The 15,504-nt window shown below is 54.9% G+C and carries 16 protein-coding genes; 2 read left to right on the forward strand and 14 right to left on the reverse strand.

Translation table 11 applies throughout. From position 1 onward, the window contains the following. Positions 1–60: 60 nt before the first annotated feature. From RI101_02060 to RI101_02085, 6 genes are all read right to left on the reverse strand, one after another. Complete coding sequence (locus RI101_02060; protein MEC4888819.1) at positions 61–1,137, reverse strand: TIGR03013 family PEP-CTERM/XrtA system glycosyltransferase; 1,077 nt, start codon at positions 1,135–1,137, stop codon at positions 61–63. Further along, positions 1,112–3,451: an AAA family ATPase gene (locus RI101_02065; GenBank protein ID MEC4888820.1), complete on the reverse strand. Its 2,340-nt coding sequence runs from the start codon at positions 3,449–3,451 to the stop codon at positions 1,112–1,114. The genes RI101_02060 and RI101_02065 overlap by 26 nt, the downstream gene beginning before the upstream one ends. A gap of 19 nt (positions 3,452–3,470) precedes the next feature. Then, a complete protein-coding gene (locus RI101_02070) occupies positions 3,471–4,772 on the reverse strand; it encodes a hypothetical protein (protein MEC4888821.1) in 1,302 nt (433 codons plus the stop codon). Positions 4,773–4,817: 45 nt separating this feature from the next. After that, entirely contained in the window at positions 4,818–5,417 is a 600-nt protein-coding gene (locus tag RI101_02075) for a polysaccharide biosynthesis/export family protein (GenBank protein MEC4888822.1), read from the reverse strand. 84 nt (positions 5,418–5,501) lie between these two features. Next, positions 5,502–6,158: a polysaccharide biosynthesis/export family protein gene (locus RI101_02080; GenBank protein MEC4888823.1), complete on the reverse strand. Its 657-nt coding sequence runs from the start codon at positions 6,156–6,158 to the stop codon at positions 5,502–5,504. A gap of 94 nt (positions 6,159–6,252) precedes the next feature. Further along, complete coding sequence (locus RI101_02085; GenBank protein MEC4888824.1) at positions 6,253–6,600, reverse strand: PilZ domain-containing protein; 348 nt, start codon at positions 6,598–6,600, stop codon at positions 6,253–6,255. A gap of 399 nt (positions 6,601–6,999) precedes the next feature. Between RI101_02085 and RI101_02090 the strand changes: the two genes are divergently transcribed. Together RI101_02090 and RI101_02095 are read left to right on the forward strand one after the other, a co-directional pair. Continuing rightward, positions 7,000–7,539 (forward strand): LuxR C-terminal-related transcriptional regulator, encoded by a 540-nt coding sequence (locus RI101_02090; protein ID MEC4888825.1) that lies wholly within the window; start codon positions 7,000–7,002, stop codon positions 7,537–7,539. Positions 7,540–7,717: 178 nt separating this feature from the next. Further along, complete coding sequence (locus tag RI101_02095; GenBank protein MEC4888826.1) at positions 7,718–8,221, forward strand: hypothetical protein; 504 nt, start codon at positions 7,718–7,720, stop codon at positions 8,219–8,221. A 23-nt stretch (positions 8,222–8,244) separates the two neighbouring features. Here the strand turns inward: RI101_02095 and glgA are convergent, their stop codons facing one another. Genes glgA through eno form a run of 8 tightly spaced genes read right to left on the reverse strand, consistent with a single transcriptional unit; the run spans position 8,245 to position 15,493 of the window. Beyond that, on the reverse strand, positions 8,245–9,753 hold the full coding sequence (gene glgA / locus RI101_02100) for a glycogen synthase GlgA (GenBank protein ID MEC4888827.1): 1,509 nt from the start codon (positions 9,751–9,753) through the stop codon (positions 8,245–8,247). Between the two features lie 21 nt (positions 9,754–9,774). Then, positions 9,775–10,260, reverse strand: a complete 486-nt coding sequence (locus tag RI101_02105; GenBank protein ID MEC4888828.1) for a hypothetical protein — start codon at positions 10,258–10,260, stop codon at positions 9,775–9,777. Positions 10,261–10,280: 20 nt separating this feature from the next. Then, positions 10,281–10,640, reverse strand: a complete 360-nt coding sequence (locus RI101_02110) for a DUF971 domain-containing protein (GenBank protein ID MEC4888829.1) — start codon at positions 10,638–10,640, stop codon at positions 10,281–10,283. 22 nt (positions 10,641–10,662) lie between these two features. Further along, entirely contained in the window at positions 10,663–11,421 is a 759-nt protein-coding gene (recO, locus tag RI101_02115; GenBank protein ID MEC4888830.1) for a DNA repair protein RecO, read from the reverse strand. 55 nt (positions 11,422–11,476) lie between these two features. Beyond that, complete coding sequence (mgtE, locus tag RI101_02120) at positions 11,477–12,940, reverse strand: magnesium transporter (GenBank protein ID MEC4888831.1); 1,464 nt, start codon at positions 12,938–12,940, stop codon at positions 11,477–11,479. Between the two features lie 7 nt (positions 12,941–12,947). After that, positions 12,948–13,832, reverse strand: a complete 885-nt coding sequence (era, locus tag RI101_02125; GenBank protein MEC4888832.1) for a GTPase Era — start codon at positions 13,830–13,832, stop codon at positions 12,948–12,950. Beyond that, the gene (locus RI101_02130) at positions 13,829–14,188 is read right to left on the reverse strand and encodes a septum formation initiator family protein (GenBank protein ID MEC4888833.1); all 360 of its coding nucleotides are present in this window, start codon (positions 14,186–14,188) and stop codon (positions 13,829–13,831) included. Before RI101_02130 ends, era begins: the two co-directional genes overlap by 4 nt. 18 nt (positions 14,189–14,206) lie before the next feature. After that, the gene (gene eno / locus RI101_02135) at positions 14,207–15,493 is read right to left on the reverse strand and encodes a phosphopyruvate hydratase (protein MEC4888834.1); all 1,287 of its coding nucleotides are present in this window, start codon (positions 15,491–15,493) and stop codon (positions 14,207–14,209) included. Positions 15,494–15,504 lie beyond the last annotated feature (11 nt).

Consider the following 15,504-nt stretch of genomic DNA (forward strand, 5'->3'; position numbering starts at 1 on the left):
CCTCTCCCCCAAATGACAGCACATGCGACAGCCTCCCTCTAGAGATGTCGCATAAATCCATCACTGCGCCCCTTCCCCGAGCATCACGACTCGAATCGTATGCATCAGAATTTTCAGGTCTAGCAGAAGAGAAAGATTCTTCACGTAATACAAATCATATTGCAGCTTCGTATGGGAATCCTCCTGCGAAGCCCCATAGCGAAACTTCACTTGAGCCCAACCTGTCACACCAGGCCTGACCGTATGGCGGATATCGTAGTAGGGAATATTCACGCGCAAATCCTGCACAAATACGGGCCGCTCTGGACGCGGCCCGACAAGGCTCATATCCCCCTTGAGCACGTTTATTAATTGAGGCAGCTCATCGAGACGAGTCTTCCGCAACCACCATCCGACACGCGAGATACGAGGGTCGTTGGCCTGGGCCCATCGAGGGCCGGACTTCTCGGCATCTTGCCTCATCGAGCGAAACTTCCAAATCATATAGGGCCGACCGCGTAGCCCGACTCGAACCTGGCGGTAAAATACCGGGCCCGGTGAATCCAATCGAATAACGGCCGCAAGAAGGATAAACAAAGGGGTCAACACCACAAGCCCCACCGCCGACGCCACTACATCCAGAAGCCTCTTGCTCACCAATGATGGCAGCCTTCGGCGAAATCCAGTTGAGAAGATTAGTGCGCTGGGACGGAGCGAATCAATCGAGAGACGCCCTGATGCCTCCTCAAACAAGTGATGGCCGTCAAGAACCTCTAAGCCCATCGCCTTAGAATCAAGCAGCGCTTGAACCGGCAGCACCGAACGGCGATCCTCCAGACATACGACAATAGTATCTACCCGATGCTGTTCAACTACTTCTGACAATTGATCATACGTACCAACAATACCTGGGTTGACCAGCCGTGTCTCTACTCGTTGAGTTTTCCCGCCAAGAAATCCGACGATTTCAACCAGCCACCGATTTCTCGATGTGATGACCTGGCATAAATCCACAGCGAGTTGCCCCGTCCCAAGAATAAGGATCCGTTTCTTGAGACCTGGCATACGCCATAAGCCCCTCGCTTGGCCGGGGAAGAGACTCGGCGCCAGCATCGGTTCCTCTTGAAACTTGTTACGCTCGAATTCCACTGTCTTCATTGGCGTACGCTGCGGCATACATAAAATAGGGAGCATGCTCCATTTCAATCTGAGTCAAAACAATAACGGTCTCCGTCTTATCTCCGAGCACCTTCAACGCTTTCTTGACGATATCCTGATTTGTCGTACCAGCTCGAACCACGAAGGCCGTCATATCCGCCATACCACCGAGAACATTCACATCCGCCAACGGCATCACCGGAGGTCCATCCAAGATTACATAGTCATAGCGTCTCTTGACCTCTGGCAGAATGCTCTTTACATACTGAATGCCCGACAGGCCGACGGGTCGCACACCGGAAGATCCAGAGGGCAAAATCCAGAGCGGCACCCCATCGCACTGATGGATGCAATTCTCAAGAAGCTCCCCCCCCTGCAGCACATCACCCACACCAGGAGCAGCGGGAATCCCCATATATTCATGCACCATAGGGCGCTTGAAGTCACAATCGATAAGCAAAGTGGACTTACCGAGATCGTGCGCCAAAATATACGCGAGATTGGCAGCCGTTGTTGTTTTGCCTTCACTCATCACGCTGCTGGTCACGAGCGTGACCACATTCTGTTTTTCAACCGTCATGAGGATTAATCGGGTCGCAGCCACTCGATATTGCTCGGCCATCAACGAGGCCGCCCCCCACTTCGCAACGAGGTGGAATGTCGGAGGCAAGCTCCCGCCAGAGTTAGCTGGCTCTTTTTTACGCCCCTGCCCCTCCCTATCTTCCTCATTACGATACCCAAGATAGGATGGCACAGAGACCGTCGCGCTCGTGGACATGGCAGGACCAGCCAATAAGGCCTGGGCGCGCTTCACCCCCAGTCCGCTCATCACAGTTGAGAACGCCGGGATAGAAGCGATGACGGGAAAGCCAAGAAGACTTTCAACCTCCTCCGGCCGGCGAAATCCTGTCTTGAGGCACTCCAAACCAATAGCTGACCCGAACCCAATAAGGCAGCCTAGAGCAAAACCACCCAGCAAAAAATGGAGCAATGTCGGAGGCTCCTGCGTATAGGGGAAATTAGGCGCCTCAATAATTCGATATTGCTCCCCAAATTGACGGCTCTCATAATTCTCTACAATTCTGGCATTCGTCCGTTTATCAAGCAGGGACTGATAGCCCTTCTGCATATTCTCATAATCTCTAAGCAACTCAGCCAAACTTTGTTCCCTTATAGGCGCCCGCTCGACACGAGACTCAAGCTCTTTGATTTGCCGAACAGCTAGAGCCTGCTTTTCCTTTAAAAAGGCTATCTCACTCTTCACTTCGCTACGCTCTTTCATCAACTCTCGCAAATATGGATCGACAGGCTTCGAAGAATTCCCGTAGTTGCCATCAAGCTTCCCGGCCTCCCCGTCCACACTGGCTTGCCCCGGCTCATCCGACATCACCGACTCCAACCGTGAGATTTCCTGTTTCAGATATACGATATCCGGGTAATTCTCCTTGTAAACCCCCAAGAGTTCATTTAACTTTTGCTTCAGATCTCGAAGCTTTGCGACGCGAGAATCAATGGGCCGGATATCGCCTACCCGCTGCGGTCGCTCGGAAACGATTCCTGCCTGTCCCAGATCTGAAAACTCTTTAATTGCTTTTTCCAAGGCAGTCAGCCGCTCCCCCAATTTATTCAACGAATCGCTGGTACTTACCAGGTTAACCTGCAGCCGGTCGAGGGTGCGGAGATTGGCATCCATCTGTTGCGGCAGCTCTCCCATATGCGCCCGCTTAAAATCTGAAATCGCACGTTCTTTGGCTTCAAGATCGCCTTTCACCCTTTCAAGTTCCGCAGAAAGAAATTCCGTCGTGGTCTCAACAAGGTTTTCACGCCGCTTCAAATTATCCTCTTGCAGCTTCAAACACAGAAGCGCTAACACCTCCTGCGCCATACGAGGGTCCGAGTGAACATAGGAAATTGATACCCCCACTCCGTCCTTCGGCCTGCCAATTGTCACGGCTTTGCGCAGCCGTTTCATCAACTGGTCCGGCGATGCCCGCTCCGCCTCGGGATACGGCTTAAGGGTCTCAAGCACCGGCATGAGGATAGTTTTGCTAGTGAGACCGATGGAAACCTGCTGCATGACGGCCACTGCTGGATCCTCATACGCCTTCCCATCTGGGGAAACCCCCTTCACATACTCCTTAGCAATTCTCGGGCTATCGACGGTTAGGATGGCAGTTGACTTGAAGACCCTTGGGAAATACATCCAGACCACATAAGCCAAGGCTATACACACGACCACACTGGCAAGAATCCACCACTTCCTCTTGAGCGATACCCTGAGTAAATCTTCTGGAGTGAGCGCCTGTATATTCATAAGTACTATCTGTGATGGTTCAGTAAAACGCCTGGGTGATGTTCAGCGATACCAGATGCCGGTCCATGCTGAATGCCTGTGAGCCAAACTGACTATCAAACTTCATATATTGATAATTCAGATTAAGAAACGTTTTCGTTGTAATCTTATAAAGAATGCCACTACTGCCCCCATAGGATGAATACGAAATGGAGTTTGCCGAAGTCGAACCAAATTGATCGCCTCTGGCATAGTTGGCGCTCAGCAGTCCTACTAGATCAGGGATCGGCATCACCTGCTTCACCGAGAATGAGACAGTATTCGTAAGAATGGGTTGCGCCTCAAACTGATAACTTGGCGTCAGGGACAACCCATAGGCCAGGGACAACATGGTTGTCTGATCCTTCCAAGTCAACCCCAGACCAGCTGTTGGAACAAGGGACGATGACGAATTCGAACTCCCGGAAACGCTTGAAACTCCCCCCCCCTCAAAAATTTGCACCCCGGCGGTTGACGTCATCGTCACAGTTGGACTGAACAAATGCGCCCAGCCGAGCATCCCCCCTCTGGTTGTAAAAGCCAATCCCGAGGCATCCTCATACGTAAACGTTGACTGTGTATAGTTCAGGCTCAGAGTGTCTTGAGGCGACAGCTTTGCCTGAACCCCGGCCATAATAGTTTCAGAACTGGTATTCAGCAAAAGGCCGGTTTGCTGCACCTCAGATGTTCCAAATCGGAAAAACCCTCGCGAATAGCTTCCGGCAAGATTCAGAGTCTGGCTCACAGGCGCGGTCAGCGAGACTCCCAAAGCATTGCTTATGGAGCTCACACGCCCCACCTGAATTCCATTTGGCCCCCCGTACGCTACTTGGCTTGAGGTGGTAGTGGAACCCGTTTGCTCTCCTACTAAAAAAGCAGGCGGCACAGGAGTATATGAAAACGTGTCCGTAACCGTGGCCTTCATTCCCTGCCACAACGGATCCAGTATCGACCCAAGGTTAAGAGATAATCCCGCATTTGCCCCGATATAGTTGAAGTTTCTGTTTTTCGCGTAATATTCTGCGGTCGCGCCGACTACAGCATTCGCCTTCATTCCGCCCTCGTCAAAGAGGCCACGAATTTGTGGCTTCAGCGTAGAGACGTAGTCACTCCTGTCTACGCCTGATGTCTTGGGTGTCAGAAACACATTGCTGTCGTACCGTTCGGCTGCCGAAATCGATGGAACGAGCCGAAACCCATCTACAACCTGAACCATACTGGGATCAGTGGCCCCCCCAAAACTCCCCATCCCTCCTCCGCCAACCTGAGCCTGTCCGGAAGAATCCAGCCACAGCGTGCACACGAGAACCATCCCTATGCCCCAGTACTCACACCTTGTTCTGTTCAACTAGGGCACCACAATCACGTCGCCAGACCGGAGGTAGAAGTTTCCCACCGTGGCATTTCCCTTTAGAATATTGTCAAATTCGACAGGAATTTCGATCTGTTGCTTTTCTGCTGAGCCGTTTGTCGTCACACGCAACACCTTAATTTTGTTTTTCTTCGCGAAGGGAGTAAACCCGCCTGCCAGGGAAATCCCTTGCATAATATTAGCGTAGGACTTCAGCGGATATTTACCCGGCTTCGAAATCTCCCCCATCACATAAATGAAATAGCTATTCACCTCTTTAAGCTGTACCGACACAATGGGAGACGCCATATATTCGGTGAGTCGATCGCTAATGCGTTTGGCAAGATTATTCGCCGTCATATTCGCCGCAGGCACATCCCCGATCAATGGCATCGAAATCATACCGTCCGGACGAATTACCACTTCCCGAGAAAGGTCCTGGTTCTTCCACACCGTTACGATCAGCACGTCCTCCGGACCTAACAGAAACTCACCCGGCGGCACTAAATCAACTTTATAGTTGACCTGCTCTTGGACACAGCCAGTCGTGCCATACACCATAACCACAACAAGAAACCAACTGGTTACAAACCGCATCAGATCTCCCTTTTGTACAACGACCGACGAGACATTAACTATCGTGGCGTTTCTAGATTGGATTGGGCTCACTGATAACCAGGCCTACCGGCCCGGAATGACCACCATCGACTCAGATGGCACCACGATGGTATCGCCGGGCTTCAGTTCAATATTTTGATTCGTTCCATCCCGCAGGACAATGTCATCATAACTTGCCTTGATCTTCGTCAACGGCTCTCCGTCTTTTGCAAAGCGAAATATTACGATCTTGTTTCTGGATGCGGCTGGCGTAAACCCACTTGCTAGCGTAACCGCCTGAAGCAGTGTCGTCTTACTCTTCAATGGATAGCGCCCCGGCTTGACAACTTCCCCCAGCACGAAAATGGCATAACTATTGACCTCTTTCACAACTATAGACACGGTCGGATTTTCCATATAGGCCTTCAACCGGGTGGAAATCTCTTCGGTCAATTGTGCGCTGGTTCGGTTGACTGCCACCACATCTCCGATCAACGGCAATGAAATCTTGCCATCGGGACGAACTTGCACGATTTTGGAAAGATCTGCGTTTTTCCACACAGTGATATCCAGCACATCTTCCGGGCCAATAATATAATCCGTTGTGACGATCAGCGAAGACTTCTCTAAACCTGAATCCTGCACAGAGCTAGACACCGTAGACTTATGCTGGGCTACCGCTTCCGACGCAATGCTTAGAGCGGCTACCATTATCAACGACAGAACACCCTGCACATTCATAATTGTCCTCATCAGCATGACAGACTCAGAACTTGCCACTAGCCTCAAACCTCGTGCCCCAGTTGCCGCACTGTACGCAGATACGGGCCCTAGATCAAAACATAAACTTCAGGCCAACAAAATACGCCCCTCTATCTTTTGCCGGTCCGAACGGCAATTTTCTCGTCCACCGCACTTCAGCAAGCGTGGGCGTCTCCGCCGCACTGATCGGAGTCGGAACATATACCTTCAACACCTGCTCAACATCTGGAGCCTGATCCATCAGCAATAACATCCCTCCGTTGCTGATATTGAGCGACAATGCCCGCCCCTCTGAAGGCCCCTCGGAAAAGCGTTCGACCGGGGACGTCATCTCGTAGGGAATCGGCCGCAATAAGGCCACCCGCTCACTGTGATTTTTTAGACAATCGACCGTCGCCCATTCCCACTCTCCCTGTGCCACTGGACGCCTCCTCTGCAAAGGTATCGTTTCCTTCAAACAATTGGCCTAGCACTCTCCTCAAGGAGGGCATGTGCCCCTCTCAGTCAACATACCAATCATAACTCGCAAACCTGCCTTCAATTGTCTTTCCTTGAGGTTACGTAGAACTATAGGTGACACGAGCACTATGGACAATACCGATGAGGTAGGCTGCATTTCTCTAATGTAGGTATTGACTCCCCCGAAAGGGTTAGGTACTCTTTCTAGTGCGGATCTACTTTGAGGACTTTATCAGAGTTTACTCGATTGTCTAGCGTAACCGTTCCACCCAACTGATCCCCTTACTACTCCATGACTGACGCAATTCATCAAATCGATCAATCAGATGGGCTTGCCGATCAACGAGCTGGCTCAGGCATTGTGGTGCTGACCGCTTCGATGCAGTTGCTCCATATGAATCGGCAGGCCTCCGAACTTGCCAAAAAGATCAATGCTGCTGAACAGAGCGGAAATGCAGCGAGATCTGCTCACGGAGTCCTTCCCGCCGCCCTTACAGAGTTGTGCGGAGAGATCATCAAAGCCCTCCATGTGCGAACTGAGGCCAAGGACTGGGAACAATTTGAGATCAAGCGGGTCACAGGTGACCCAAATCAGCCCGTACTGCTTCGAGGATTTGGCCTCCCTGATCGGGGGGGAGTGGATCATGCGCGCCTCGTTGTCACGATGGAAGAGCTTGGCCGAAAACAAAACCTCAATACGGATCTGGCCAGAGAGAAGTTTCAACTCACCAATCGCGAACAAGCTGTGGTCGAACATCTTGCGAAAGGCTGGACAAATAAGGAAATTGCCAACGCCCTTCAAATCACGGAGCAAACCGTGAAAGAACACATCAAGCACATCATGCGCAAGACGACCGCCACCACAAGAACTGGGATTCTCGTTCAAATCTTCAATTCTTAATCCATACTACCCCTGTTGCAAAGACACCACAGTGAGTAATTGTCACAACATTCATTAACGTCCATAAATGTATTTATGCCAATTAATTCAATGTGTTACTTATAAATTTATGCGGCCCACGTATTGCAGTGTTCTCTTTATAAGATTTACTTCTTTCTTTCGCCATACGGAGCTCAGCGTGGCCGCATCTTTCAAAAGCCAGATCATCGGTGGACTTGCCGGAGTCCTGCTTCTAGCTTCAGGCTGCCAAACAGTGACACCCAGCAACACATCAGGACTGGACAACTCACAGTTTATGACCCTGTGGGAAACCTATACCCACTGCAAATCAACCGCAGACCTTCAGGCAACTCGCGTGGATATGGATACGCTAACGGAAGCGGCCTTGACGAATCACCGATATGACGGGTTCGTGTTGCCCATGCCCGTGAAGCTTGAACGCCTGGTGACCACTCCAGCCACACGCCTATCCGTCGATGTGCGGGCCATGGCCTCTTCCTGCTCGCTCCACGCGGGGCAAGTCGCGCTAGGGCAAGGACGGATCGATCTTGCCCGCGAGGCTTTTGGGGAAGTCCTCACACTCCACGCCCACGACGAAACGCCATCTTTCTATCTCGCACAAGCTAAAAATTTCCTTGCTGAAATAGAGACTGGCGTTCAAATCTCTCTAAAAACGCCGTAGTAGCTGCTCTCTTGCGCATCGCATCAACGATGTACCGCTACGCCTCGAAACACGGCAGTATATTCCCTTGCCGCCCGCGCCCAGGAACTATCGACAGACATCCCGGCTTGCTGAAGAGATCTCCACGCCTGCTCATCCTCATAGACCTTCAAGGCTAAGAGGACGACTGAGAGCAACGCATCCGCCGATATTTCGTCAAAGTGAAAGCCCGTCGCTTCCCCCGCCTGAAGCGTGCTCGGCTTGTACGGCACGACCGTATCGGCCAGTCCCCCCGTTTTTCTCACGATCGGCACCGTGCCATACCGCAAACTATAGAGCTGGGTCAGCCCGCATGGCTCATAGCGCGACGGCATCACCACGATATCCGCCCCGGCCTCCACGCGATGGGCCAGCCCTTCATCAAATCCGAGAGACAATCCAATTTGTTGCGGGTACCGTGCCTGCGCCTCCCGGAACCGGCCTTCGAGATCCCGATCACCCGTTCCCAATATGACCAGCTGCACCCCGAGCGCCATCAGCTCAGGGATAATTTCCACGAGGAGATCAAACCCCTTTTGTGAAGTCAGCCGCCCAATCACGCCCATAAGAGGCATCGCTGAATTGGGAAGTCCCACCTCCTGCTGCAGCGCTCGTTTACAGACTCGCTTGCCCGACAGATCGGTTTTTGAATATCGGGCAGGAAGAGATGCGTCCGTTTCAGGATTCCAACCCTCTACATCGATCCCATTCGTAATCCCGAGTACGCCATCTTTGCGACCAGCCAGCACGCCTTCCAATCCAAATCCATACGCAGAAGTCATAATTTCTTTTGCATAGGTCGGACTGACGGTCGAGACGACATCCGCAAATATCATCCCACCCTTCAATAGATTCACCGAGCCGTAGAACTCGAGTCCGGCAGGGGTAAAGAGTGAGTCCGGCAAACCCGTTGCCGCAAACTGATTGCCAGGGAAAAGGCCTTGATACCCCACATTATGCAACGTGAGCACCGTCTTGATATTCTGGAACTCCTTCCGATGACGCTCTACGGTTTTTACGTACACCGCGCAGAGCGCCGTCTGCCAATCATGCAAATGCAGCACATGTGGCGTCTGCTGTCCCATCTTGGCCAAACACGCCACTACCTCAAGAATCGCCCGGCTAAAAAATACGAACCGATCGAGATTATCCGGATAATCCCCTCCCAGTCCTTGGTACAACCCCTCTCGATCGAAGTAGGGGTCGTGCCGAACGGCCAATATCCGCACCGGCAAGCTGTGCGAACCAGTAGGAAGCAGCTCTTCTTCCAGCGTCGCATCGACCAGCCCCTTGGCAGTCTGCACCGAAATCGTGCCGACGACTCGAAGCGCGCGTGCGTGAGTATGGAAACTCCGGTACCGAGGAAGAATCAGGGTGACGTCGTGCCCCAACCTGGCCAATTCGCCCGGCAAGGCCCCAACCACATCCGCCAGCCCACCGGTCTTGGCGTACGGCACCGCTTCTGATGCGGCCATCACAATTTTCAGGCTATGTGTATCGTAAGGTTCTGACATGCCTGTCACTGCAGAGCATTTCTAGCGAGGAGACGCACCCTCAAGGCGGGTCCTGAAACGATCCTCATACTGCCATGCCTTTCCAAGCTTATGCACCTCATCCGCCTTCAGCTCTTCCCGATAGACCAGCCGATCGTCGAAGAACACCAACAACCACCCTTGTTCGGGGTAGCCAAGAAACACGCCGTCTCCCGCATCCACTGCCGCGTCCCATCCGGCCGGCACTTCGCCGATCGCCACCCGCGATCGAGGCACCATCGTCATATCCGGCATCACAAAAAACTGCGTGAACTCACTATGGTGATAAACCGGCTTGCCCCAGACATTCACCACAGCCATGGGAGAAACCTTCAAGAGCGTCAACTGGCGATCCCGCACCAGCCGCTCCTGCTCCCCCAATGGCGGCATCCCTTGACATCCCATCGTGACGAGGAGCGTCACCAGGCCAACCAGGGCGAAAGCCCTACATGCTTGGCCTTCCGCCTTTCGGAGCACCCGTATCATCACAACGCTATTCCTTCCTCGGATTATAACAATCGGCGGCTTTTCGGCTCGACCGGCTTGACCGGCATGCAGACATTACATTGGCAGAGCTGCCGCAACAGCGCATACGAGTAGATCCCCGTATCATGGCCGTCACTCCACGAAAATTGCAGCGCGTACCGGCCCACCGGCTGAATATCCTGCGCCATGATGAACAAGGGCACATCGTCGGGCTTCAGTCGGCGCTCGCCAGACCACTCATCAACGCAGGCGGCACAAGGGCAATGGAGCCTGAGCGCCCGAACGGGATAGACACCTTTGTGCCCATCGCTCCACTCGATGCCCAAGACACCCTTCTCAAGCCACTGCATGTCTTTGGGATACAGTTCTGTTTCAGTACTCACGCCGGCACTCCTCATACGCTCATTAGACTGACGGCATGGCCGCCAAGAAATCCACCGGTGGCAACCGCCGGCCCGCCACCACGGTCACATACCCTTCGATCGCCTGCTCGACCTCGGCCCGCACCTGGCCGGTGGCTTTGAGCCTCGTCAGCAGCGAAGGCGCCATCCGGATCGCCTGTTGCAGAAATGACAGACTTCCCCGCGACATCGCCACACAACGCGCCATCTGCCTGGCCGCGCAGCTCAGACAGACGAACCCACCCGCCAGCGGGGAGAAATGCGGATCCCCCATCAAGCGCGTCATCCCGCAGGCCGCACAATGATCGGTTTGCGGGCGAAATCCGGTGAGGCCTAAGAGCCGAATCTGGAAAAGCAGCGCCGTCAACACCGGATCGCGGCTCGCTTTGAGCGAACCCAGTCCCTGCGCCAGCGTCTCAAAGAGCGATGGATCCGGATCGCCGTCCGGCGTCACCGCGCCCACCACATTGACCATGCGCGCGGCGCAAGCCATCAACCCCAGCTCTTCCCGCAACGACTGGCAGGACTCGAGCACATCCACATGCGAAATGCGGTAGAGCGAATCGCCGGGTTTCTCGAACAAATTCAAATGGCATCGTGTAAACGGTTCCAGCGACGCGCCAAACCGGCTTTTCATCCGCCTGGCGCCGCGAGCCACTCCGCGAATCTTCCCCAATTCTTTCGTATAGAACGTCACGATCCGGTCCGCCTCGCCCCATTTGCGGCTTTTGAGGATGATGGCGGCGGTCTTTACGAGGGGCATGACCCCGGGCCCTTTCGCAGAGGATGCGCGCCGGATCGAGCACGCGGCCGGCGCGTCACCGGAGATGTTCCAAGAACAACGTCGCCAGCGAGAGATAGATGGTGATGCCGGTAATATCGTTAGCCGTCGTGACGAACGGGCCGGCCGCCACGGCCGGATCTACGCCCATGCGCTTCAAGATCACCGGCATAATGGTCGCCATACTGGTCGAAACCAGAAAGGCAATGATCAGCGACGCTCCCACGACCATGCCCAGAAAGGCCTGATGCCACGCCCACCCGACGATGGTCAGCATGATGCCGCACGCGAGCCCCATGAGCAACCCGATCCTGACCTCGCGGAAAAATACGGAGCGCACATCGGTCAATTCGACCAAACCGGTCGCCAGCCCGCGGATAATCAGTGTGGACGATTGCAAGCCCACGTTGCCGCCCATCGCGGCAATGACGGGAATAAAACTGACAATGGCCACGACTTCCTGGATCGTCAGGCGGAAATACCACAAAATGGCCCCGGACAAGAGGCTTCCGATGAGATTTGTGAAGAGCCAGGGAAGCCGGACTTTGGCCGCCCCGAAGCTTGACGACTTGGAGACCGAATCCTCCTCGATCGCGCCGGCCATCTTCAGCATGTCTTCGGTGGCCTCTTCACGAATGACGTCCACCACGTCATCTACCGTAATGATCCCGACCAGCCTCCCGTCTTTCTCCACGACCGGAATCGCCAGCAAGTTGTAGCTGGCCACCTGCCGCGCCACTTCCTCCTGGTCCATATCGACCGCCACGCTGATCACATCGCGCGCCATCAGATTCTTCAGCGGCGTCGCCGGCGGAACCGTCAACAGCTGGCGGAGCGACAACACACCGACCAAATGCTCGTCCTTGTCCGTCACATAAATGTAAAACACCATTTCGGCGTCGGTCGCCTGTTGCAGCCGCCGAATCGCCTCCTGCGCGGTCGCGTCCTCGGACATCGAGAAGAACTCGGTGGTCATGATGCCACCGGCCGTATCTTTGGGGTATTTCAGGATGTCGGCGACTTCGGTCGAGTCCTCCGTTTTCATCAGGGCCAGGATTTCCTTGCCCCGCTCTTCCGGCAGGAACCCGAGAATATAGGCGACGTCATCCGGCCCCAAATCCTTCAACAGCCAGGCAATGTCGGAATGCAGCAAATCGGCCAGGACTTGCTGAATGCTGTCGCCGTCGAGCTCGCTCAACACCTGCCCGCGCTTCATTTCTCCGCGGACCAGCTCGAACACTTCCCGCTTATCTTTGGGAGAGGAGAGGTGGGTCACGACCTTCGCGACGTCCGCCGGGTGCATGCGGCCCAGCATCTTCGCAAGGTTCGTAATCGCGCCGCGGCGCAACAGCCGCTGCACGGAGAGCAGCACGATATCCGACTTGGTCTGCCCGCGCTCCGTTTGATCACGGAAGGTCTCACGGATCGTATCCCGATCCGACGAACGTGGACGAGGCTCGACCGGTTTCACCTCGACTGGTTTTTCAGTTGGCTGTATCACAGGCCTCTCAATAGCCCAATTCGGCGAGCGTCTGCTCGTCTTCCCGCCAGGATTCCCGCACCTTTACCCACACCTCAAGAAATACTTTCATCCGGAACAGGCGCTCCATATCCAAGCGCGCCTGCGTGCTGATCGCCTTCAACCGGTCACCATGTTTCCCGATGAGAATCCCCTTCTGGGTTTCACGCTCCACCAGGATCACGGCATGAATGCGGGCCAGCTTGCCTTCTTCCACAAACTGCTCGATCTCCACCGCCACCGAATAGGGCACTTCCTGCTCCGTGGCCTGCAAAATCTTCTCGCGGATCATCTCCCCCGCCAGCGTCCGCATCGATTGATCCGTGACCATATCCTCGTCATACACCGCCTCGCCTTCGGGGAGATGCGCCACCGTCACCGCCAACAAACGATCGACATTGTCCCCGGTTTCCGCCGAGACCGGGACCACCTCCGTCCAGGGGAACAATCTGGCATAGGCCTCGATCACGGGCAGCAGCTTCAGCTTATTGACTAGATCGACTTTGTTGATGACCAGAATCACCGGCCGTGGATGATCCGCCAGCGCGGTTTTCACATGGCCGATCGCCGCCAGATCGCCGGGACCCGGCAGATGAACCGCCTCCATGATCACGTACAGCACATCGGCGTCATCCAGCGTGTCCACCGTCGTCCGCACCATCCGGCGGTTCAACAGGTGATCGGGCTTGTGCAAGCCGGGCGTATCGAGAAACGCAATCTGCGCGCCAGGCACATGGGCCACGCCCAGAATTCTCGTCCGCGTCGTCTGCGGCTTCTCCGAGACAATCGCAATCTTTTCGCCCAGCAGCCGGTTCATCAACGTCGATTTCCCGACGTTGGAGCGGCCGATGATCGCCACCGTCCCGAACTTCATCGCCCCTCCTGAAGAGGCCGCTCTTTCGCGGACTCCGGTGAAAGCTGATACACCGTTTCCCCCTTTCGGACATAGCCCAACCGCTCTCGAGCCAACTGCTCGATCTTGGCCGGATCGTGCTGTAACCGTGAAATATCTCCGCGCAACCCGCCATTCTCCTGCCGCAACGCCAGAATTTCGCGATCCAATTGCGCCGCATGATCCCGCATCGACAGATAGCGCGGCAGCCCCATCTCACCGAAGAGCAGCGCCGCCAGCAGCCAGACACAGGCCCCGGCCCCAATCACCTGAGCCACAGTCAGCATACGCCGCTGCCAGTCCAGCCACTGCCTGCCTCGGTTTTGTTTAATAATCATGCGTTCGCGCTGCTCGAATTAGAGACGTCCAGGCACCGCTTCTCGGCCAAGATACACCGCCGTGCGCCCCAGTTCTTCCTCGATCCGCAACAACTGATTGTACTTCGCAATCCGGTCGGTACGAGACAGCGAGCCGGTCTTGATCAAGCCCGTGTTCATCGCCACGGCCACATCCGCAATCGTCGTATCCTCAGTCTCGCCGGACCGATGCGAGATGATTGCCGTATAGCCGGACCGCTTGGCCAGTTCGATCGCATCCAAGGTTTCCGTCAGCGTCCCGATCTGGTTCAACTTGATGAGAATCGAGTTGCCGATGCCTTCCTTGATGCCCTTGGCAAAGATCTCCACGTTCGTGACGAAAATATCGTCGCCGACGAGCTGGACGCGCTTGCCCAGCTTCTCGGTGAGCGTCTTCCAACCCTTCCAATCCAACTCACTCAACCCGTCCTCGATGGAAAGGATGGGATACCGGTCCAACAATTTGCTGTAATAACTGACCATCTCTTCCGAGGAGCGCTCCGGATTCTTTTCCGCTTCCAGGGTATACCGGCCCTTGTCGTACAGCTCACTCGCGGCGCAGTCCAAGGCGAGGGCGATATCCTTCCCCGTCTTGTAACCCGCATCCTCGATCGCTTGCGAGATGAGACTGAGCGCCTCTTCATTCGACTGCAAATCCGGCGCAAATCCGCCCTCATCGCCCACCGCCGTATTGAGCCCCTTCTTCTTCAAGATGCCCTTCAATGTGTGAAACACTTCCGTCGCCATGCGCAGCGCCTCGCTGAACGTCTTCGCGCCGACCGGCATGATCATGAACTCTTGCAGATCCAGCCGATTATCGGCATGCGCGCCGCCGTTGATGATGTTCATCAGCGGCACCGGCAACACTCGGGCATTCGTGCCACCCAGATACCGGTAGAGCGGCTGCCCCGTTTCATTCGCCGCCGCCTTGGCCACAGCCAGCGACACACCGAGAATCGCATTCGCTCCCAGTTTGCCTTTGGTCTTCGTCCCATCCAGCGCAATCATGGCGTGATCGATGCCGGCCTGATCAAGCGCCTCTCGCCCCAACAGTTCTGGCGAGATGACTTTGCTGATATTCGCCACAGCTTTGGAAACGCCTTTCCCCATCCAGCGCTTTTTATCGCCATCACGCAGCTCGATCGCTTCCTTTTCACCGGTCGACGCGCCAGACGGCACCGCCGCCCGGCCAACCGCGCCGCTCTCCAGCGTCACCTCTGCTTCAACCGTAGGATTTCCACGTGAGTCAACAATCTGCCTGCCCTTAATGTCTACAATCGAACTCATACGTCTCCACG

It is taken from the genome of Nitrospira sp., assembly GCA_035968315.1.
GTDB lineage: Bacteria > Nitrospirota > Nitrospiria > Nitrospirales > Nitrospiraceae > Nitrospira_D.